The organism is Pseudovibrio sp. SCP20 (assembly GCF_057774105.1).
Genome location: NZ_JBYMDH010000002.1, coordinates 886,020 through 892,587, shown reverse-complemented (window position 1 = coordinate 892,587; position 6,568 = coordinate 886,020). Strand labels below are relative to the sequence as shown.

Sequence of the window (6,568 nt, the reverse complement as noted above, 5' to 3'; positions counted from 1 at the left end):
TGAAAAACGTAAATCAAGTCAGTTATTCCGTAACAGTAACATCCGAAAATGTTACCCGCGAATAACCGCCGTCCACGTTTCTCTTTCTATATCATATTCAATTGTCAAAGAGCGGAGACTTTCGCCTCAATATCCAGACCTACAAAGCTTATCTAAAACCCCGTAAATCCTTCTGTTTCTGTGCCTTCAAGCCGGCGCCTCAGTGGCCCGCCCCGTTGGCGTGAAGCGGGTTATAGGCATATGAGCTGGTGCTGTCAACGAGGCTGAAGACAAAACTTCAAAATTTTCACAGGACTGGGGAAACTTTTTCAATAATCGCAAGTCCTGTATTTATATGGTGCGTAAAATCGCATTTTGAACGGCAAAATCATTATTTTCTCGCCAATTCAATTTTTTCTATAATTTTTCAGAGTATCAGCGACAAAATCCAGCCGTATTTTTCTTTCATCAGTTGTTCCCGTCTTCAGCATTGTCTATCAATCGTAACTATGTGATGCGGACATCTGCTGCAGATGGCCTCTCTGCCGATTTGGGGAAAGATAAGTAGCTCGATGAATTCTGGTAGGTTCCATACTAATGGAAGGCCTTCCGTCAATCTTGGCAATGAACCAGCCTTGATGGTGGATAGCCTTGCAAGTTCGTCTGACCAGCCTGCGCGACTGAATGGTCGCTGGTTGATTGGAACGATCCTCACCGGCATGACATCTATGGTGTTAATGGGCGGCGCTCTGATGGCAGCGCTTGATGGCCAGTATACTTATAAGACAGCCAAAGCCCCCGCCAGCAACACGGCAGACCTGACACCACAGCGTAATACCAGCGGAAAAGGCGACCGCCTGACCTCCGCGACCGACGGTTTCTCCAATCGCCAGATTATTGAAGTGAACACCGTGACCCGCAGCGAAGGCCGCGATCACGTGAAAGCCAAGCCATATGCACTCGTCAGCGCAAGCCTGGAGAACTTCAAAAAGCAGGAAACCGCCGCAGACATTCCGCCATTTGATCCGATCACAATGTATCAGGGCGAACAGGTGGCTCCGCTGCAGGTTGCCAGTGACGCGATCTATGGCGCGGACATTGAGGGCGAAGTCTCCATCTCCCAGCGCGACTTCCCGCTGGAAGCGATGAGCATGGTCGCTCTTCCTGATCATAAGGAAGAAGCTGTTCAGCAACAGGTGAAGAAGGCAGCGATGTTCATGCTGGATAACTCCACGGACATTGCGGCTATCCCGAGCGTGGAAGACATCAACGCCGGCTTTGCCCCTCTTTCAGAACAGTCATTTGAAAACATCGAAGTTCGTATTACCGAAGAAAACGTCTCCTTCCAGCCGAAATCCCGCAAAACCACCCAGGCCAATCAGATCGAAGAACGCATTGTTCCGATCCTGACCCAGACTGACTTTATTGACATTCTGCTGGATGGCGAAGCCTCCGAGACCGAAGCAGAAGGCTACATCAAGGCGTTTACAGATAACTTCGGCATCGACACCATTAAAGCCGGCCAGATTTTCCGCCTCTCTCTGAACACTGATCAGATCGAAGAGGACGACGGCATTCTTAAGCGTGTCAGTATCTATGAAGACCAGCGCCACGTCGGCACCATCGCACGAAACGATCAGGGCGAGTACGTGGTCGCACCAGAGCCTTCTACACAGATGGCAGCGGATGCGTTCACGTCGCAGCAGCAGAATTCAGTTGGCCCGCGTGCCACCTATTATGACTCGATCTACCAGACCGGCCTTGATAACGAGGTTCCATCCTCTCTTATTAAAGAGCTGATCCGCATCTACTCTTATAGTGTGGACTTCAATGCGTCTGTGAAGAGCGGCGACGAGATGAGCGTCTTCTATGGTCTGGATGCAGACCAGACCACAGGCGCTTCAGAGATTCTCTATACCTCTATCACCGTGAATGGCCGCAGCCACCGTTTCTACCGTTTCCGCACGCCAGATGATGGTGTTGTCGATTACTACGACGAGAACGGTCAAAGCGCGAAGCAGTTCCTGCTCCGCAAGCCAATCGCAGCTGGCCGCTTTACCTCCGGCTTCGGTATGCGTCGTCACCCAGTTTTGAAAACCCGCCGTCTCCATACTGGGACTGACTGGGCAGCTCCACGCGGCACCGCAATCTTTGCAGCGGGCGATGGTGTTATTCAGAAAGCCGCATGGTCTGGTGGATACGGCAAACGCGTTGAGATCAAACACGCCAACGGTTACGTCACCACCTATAACCACATGACCAATTTTGCCACTGGCATTCAAAAAGGCCAGCGCATCAGACAGGGTACGGTTATCGGTTACGTCGGCACCACCGGTCTCTCCACCGGTAACCACCTCCACTATGAGGTGAAGGTGAATGGCCGCTTCGTAAACTCACTGAAGATTAAGGTGCCACAGGGCCGTGTTCTCGAAGCGCAAGTGCTTGAAAACTTCAAGCGCGAACGGGATCGCATCAACGCTTTGATGGAAACTGGCCGTCCAAGTCAACGTGTCGCTTCACTGCGAAACTAAGTTTTGCAGTGAGCCACCTGCTTCAGGATCAACCCCACCACATCAGCTGGCTGCTTATCAGAGATGTCGAGCGTCAGCTCATTCTCGTGATTGGGTTTGAGCACGGTAGAGTTCCGCACCGCATTGCGTGATCGCTCCGGATCCATACTTTTCAATCGCAGAGCCCGCTCCGGAGAAACCACACGTTTGGCGATCTCATCCTCATTACAAAGCAGTCTGACCGGCAAAAACCGGGCCTTTCGACGTTGGGCTGTTTCCCGAATGGCTTCATAGATCTGCCGATCACCAGCATCATCCTCAAAACCCTCATGCGTAAAGACATAACTTGCATGAGGTGCGCCAAGCGTGGCCACAGTCTCCAGCACCGCCTCTCGCACTTTATCGATCTGCCTCCAGACACCTTCCGGGTAAGGTGTCAGCCGATCATGATCGAGCAATCCAAAAATCGGATTGTTGATCCATTGATTGTCGACGACTTTGGCGCTTGTAGCCTCAGCCAGTGCCCGGGCAATTGTTAGCTTTCCGGTTCCAGCAAAGCCAACCAGATAAATAAGTACATTTTCCAAATTCAAATCCTCAGGCTCAAAAGCCCAAACACATCAGCGAGAGGCTAAAACACTTCCAACCTTCTGACGCTTCTGCAGCAAAATCAAAACAAACCAAAGATAAGCACCGGTCTCCAAAACCCTTTGCAGCAGACCGCTCAAAGCAGTTTCCAGCATCAGGCTCAGGAACAATGCGAATAAAACCAATCCTGGAACAAACCAGTAAGACCGCCCTTCTTGTGCGCGGGCAAGCAAACAGAGCCCGACAACAGCACAAAAATAAGCAAATAAGCCAGCAGCGGAATGGATCAGCTGGCTTTGGCTCGGGTCAGCCATCCTGCATTCAAAATCACAGGGAAAGAACGCGGCAAGTCCAATGAAAAGCGGATAGCCTGCGAAAACTACCAGAGCGACACGTTCTGCCCTGCTCCGCATCAGATCACTAAAGCAGATGATGAAGCTCGGCAGCAGCAGAAGCTCAACCGCCAGGAAGCCCCAGAAGTTGACGGTTGGTCCGTGCGGAGCTCCCGTTGCACCAAGAACACTCATGAAATGAGAGATATGACTGTACCCCGGATAGAACTGGGCGCCAATCGCCACCGTAGCCACGAGCCAGAGATAGCTCATCGCCACAAATAAGAGTGCAATATCAGCTTTTCTCATACCCGCCGCCCGCAAGATGCCCGTCCTCATCCAGCAGAACTAAACACTAAAAACAGGTATTCGAAAAGATACGGATGCCATCCACCAAGGCAGATAGCAAAAAGGGCCGGAAAATCCGGCCCCTGTCTTCAACTCTCAGAATGGCTCATCAAGCCCTATCGAACACCAGTCGATCAGAGCCGTTGGAGACTTTGATCGTCTGCCCGTCAGAGACCGTGCCAGCCAACAGCATTTCTGCTAGTGGATCCTGAACCTGTTTCTGGATAACGCGTTTGAGCGGGCGAGCACCATAAGTTGGGTCATAGCCCTTCTCGGCAAGCCAACCCATTGCACCATCATCCAGATCCAGAACCATTTTCCGGTCATCCAGCAGCTTTTGCAGACGCTTCAGCTGAATTTCGACGATCTTGGACATCTGAGTACGCTGCAAACGGTGGAACAGGATGATTTCATCCAGTCGGTTCAGGAACTCTGGACGGAAATGCGCTTTCACAGCATCCATCACCGGACCACGAACAGCCTCAGCATCTTCACCCTCGCCCTGAGCTGCAAGGAACTCAGCACCAAGGTTGGAAGTCATGATGATCAGCGTATTGCGGAAGTCCACGGTACGGCCCTGCCCGTCTGTCAGACGACCATCATCCAGCACCTGAAGCAGAACGTTGAACACATCACCATGTGCTTTTTCTACTTCGTCAAACAGAACGACCTGATATGGCCGGCGGCGAACCGCTTCTGTCAGCACACCACCTTCTTCATAGCCGACGTAGCCTGGAGGCGCACCGATCAGACGCGCAACGCTGTGCTTTTCCATGAACTCGGACATGTCCACGCGCACCATCGCTGTCTCATCATCAAACAGATAGCTGGCGAGTGCCTTGGTCAGCTCCGTTTTACCAACACCGGTTGGGCCGAGGAACATGAAGGAACCAATAGGTCTGTTTGGATCCTGCAAACCAGCGCGAGACCGGCGAACAGCGGTGGAAACCGCATGAACAGCTTCCTGCTGACCAACAACACGCTTGGCAAGCTCATCTTCCATCCGAAGCAGCTTTTCACGCTCACCTTCCAGCATCTTGTCGATCGGAATGCCGGTCCAGCGGGAGACTACCTGCGCAATGCTTTCGCTGCTGACAGTCTCATTCAGCATGGTGTTGTCAACGTCCTCAGCAGTCTGAGCGTTTGCCAGTTTCTTCTCCAGATCAGGAATAACGCCGTAGCTCAGCTCACCAGCGCGGGCCAGATTGCCAACACGTTGGGCCTGCTCCAGTTCAGTACGGGCTTCATCCAACTGCTCTTTGATCTTCTGCTCACCGCTCAGCTTGTCTTTTTCAGCTTGCCAGCGCTGTGTCAGAGCATTGGATTCCTCTTCCAGATCAACCAGCTCTTTTTCAAGACGCTGCAGGCGATCCTTCGTGGCTTCATCATCCTCTTTTTTCAGCGCTTCCCGCTCAATCTTCAGCTGAATGATCCGGCGGTCCAGCTCATCCAGCTCTTCCGGCTTGGAATCCACCTGCATGCGCAAGCGGCTGGCGGCCTCATCAACAAGGTCGATGGCCTTATCCGGCAGGAAGCGGTCTGTGATGTAGCGGTTGGACAGTGTTGCTGCGGAAACAATCGCGCTATCGGAGATGCGCACACCATGGTGAAGCTCATACTTCTCCTTGATACCGCGCAGAATGGAGATGGTGTCTTCAACCGTTGGCTCACTCACAAACACGGGCTGGAAACGACGAGCCAGTGCCGCGTCTTTCTCAACGTGCTTGCGGTACTCATCCAACGTGGTCGCACCAACACAGTGCAACTCACCACGTGCCAGAGCTGGCTTGAGCAGGTTGGAAGCGTCCATCGCTCCATCTGTCTTACCAGCGCCAACAAGCGTATGCATTTCGTCGATGAACAGGATGATTCCGCCATCAGCGGCCTGCACTTCATTCAGAACACCCTTCAGACGCTCTTCAAATTCACCACGATATTTTGCACCAGCAATCAGCGCGCCCATATCAAGTGCCAGCAGCTGCTTATCTTTCAGGCTTTCCGGCACATCGCCATTGACGATACGCAGTGCCAAGCCTTCCGCAATAGCGGTTTTACCAACACCCGGCTCACCAATCAGAACCGGATTGTTCTTAGTACGACGGGAAAGAACCTGAATGGCGCGGCGAATTTCTTCATCTCGACCAATCACAGGGTCGAGCTTACCTTCGCGCGCGGCTTCAGTCAGATCCTGAGCGAACTTCTTCAGCGCATCAAACTGGTTTTCAGCTGAAGCCGAGTCAGCCGTACGTCCCTTACGAAGCTCATTGATCACTTCATTCAACGCATTTGGCGTAACACCAGCCTGCGCCAGCGCTTTACCGGCCTTGCTGTCCTTATCCATAGCCAGCGCTAACAGCAGACGTTCCACGGTGACGAAGCTGTCGCCCGCCTTTTCCGCAATCTTCTGCGCTTGCTCAAAAAGACGAGCCGTTTCAGGTGCCAGATACAGCTGTCCATTGCCACCACTTACCTTTGGCAGCGCTGCCAGATCAGTCTCGATCTGCAGACGAACATCCTGAACACGACCTCCAGCCCGTTCAATAAGGCCAGCCGCCATGCCTTCGCTGTCATCCAGCAAGACCTTCAAAATATGTGCGGGAGTAAACTGTTGATGCCCTTGTCCCAGAGCGTATGTTTGCGCAGACTGAATGAACCCACGCGCACGGTCGGTGTATTTTTCAAAGTCCATATATAACTCCTATGTGCCGTGTCACCCGAAGCATGACGAAGCATTTTGGGAGGATCCGAGCCTCATAAAGAGCACCCGAAGCAGGAGACTTCCCCCTGCACTCTTCATATAGTGGTTCAAAC

4 protein-coding genes are annotated in these 6,568 nt (G+C 52.5%); 1 reads left to right on the top strand and 3 read right to left on the bottom strand.

Going from position 1 to position 6,568, the window contains the following annotated elements; all coding sequences use genetic code 11:
- Nucleotides 1-551 precede the first annotated feature (551 nt).
- A complete protein-coding gene (locus AC3CB2_RS12655; protein ID WP_352931806.1) occupies nt 552-2,510 on the top strand; it encodes a M23 family metallopeptidase in 1,959 nt (652 codons plus the stop codon).
- Here AC3CB2_RS12655 and AC3CB2_RS12650 read toward each other — a convergent pair.
- The 3 genes from AC3CB2_RS12650 to clpB form a co-directional block, all read right to left on the bottom strand.
- The gene (locus AC3CB2_RS12650) at nt 2,507-3,076 is read right to left on the bottom strand and encodes a P-loop nucleotide/nucleoside kinase family protein (RefSeq protein ID WP_352931808.1); all 570 of its coding nucleotides are present in this window, start codon (nt 3,074-3,076) and stop codon (nt 2,507-2,509) included. The two genes, AC3CB2_RS12655 and AC3CB2_RS12650, sit on opposite strands and share 4 nt — an antisense overlap.
- A 33-nt stretch (nt 3,077-3,109) precedes the next feature.
- Nucleotides 3,110-3,718, bottom strand: a complete 609-nt coding sequence (locus AC3CB2_RS12645) for a DUF998 domain-containing protein (protein WP_352931810.1) — start codon at nt 3,716-3,718, stop codon at nt 3,110-3,112.
- A gap of 148 nt (nt 3,719-3,866) precedes the next feature.
- Nucleotides 3,867-6,446 (bottom strand): ATP-dependent chaperone ClpB, encoded by a 2,580-nt coding sequence (gene clpB / locus AC3CB2_RS12640; RefSeq protein ID WP_352931812.1) that lies wholly within the window; start codon nt 6,444-6,446, stop codon nt 3,867-3,869.
- Nucleotides 6,447-6,568: the final 122 nt, after the last annotated feature.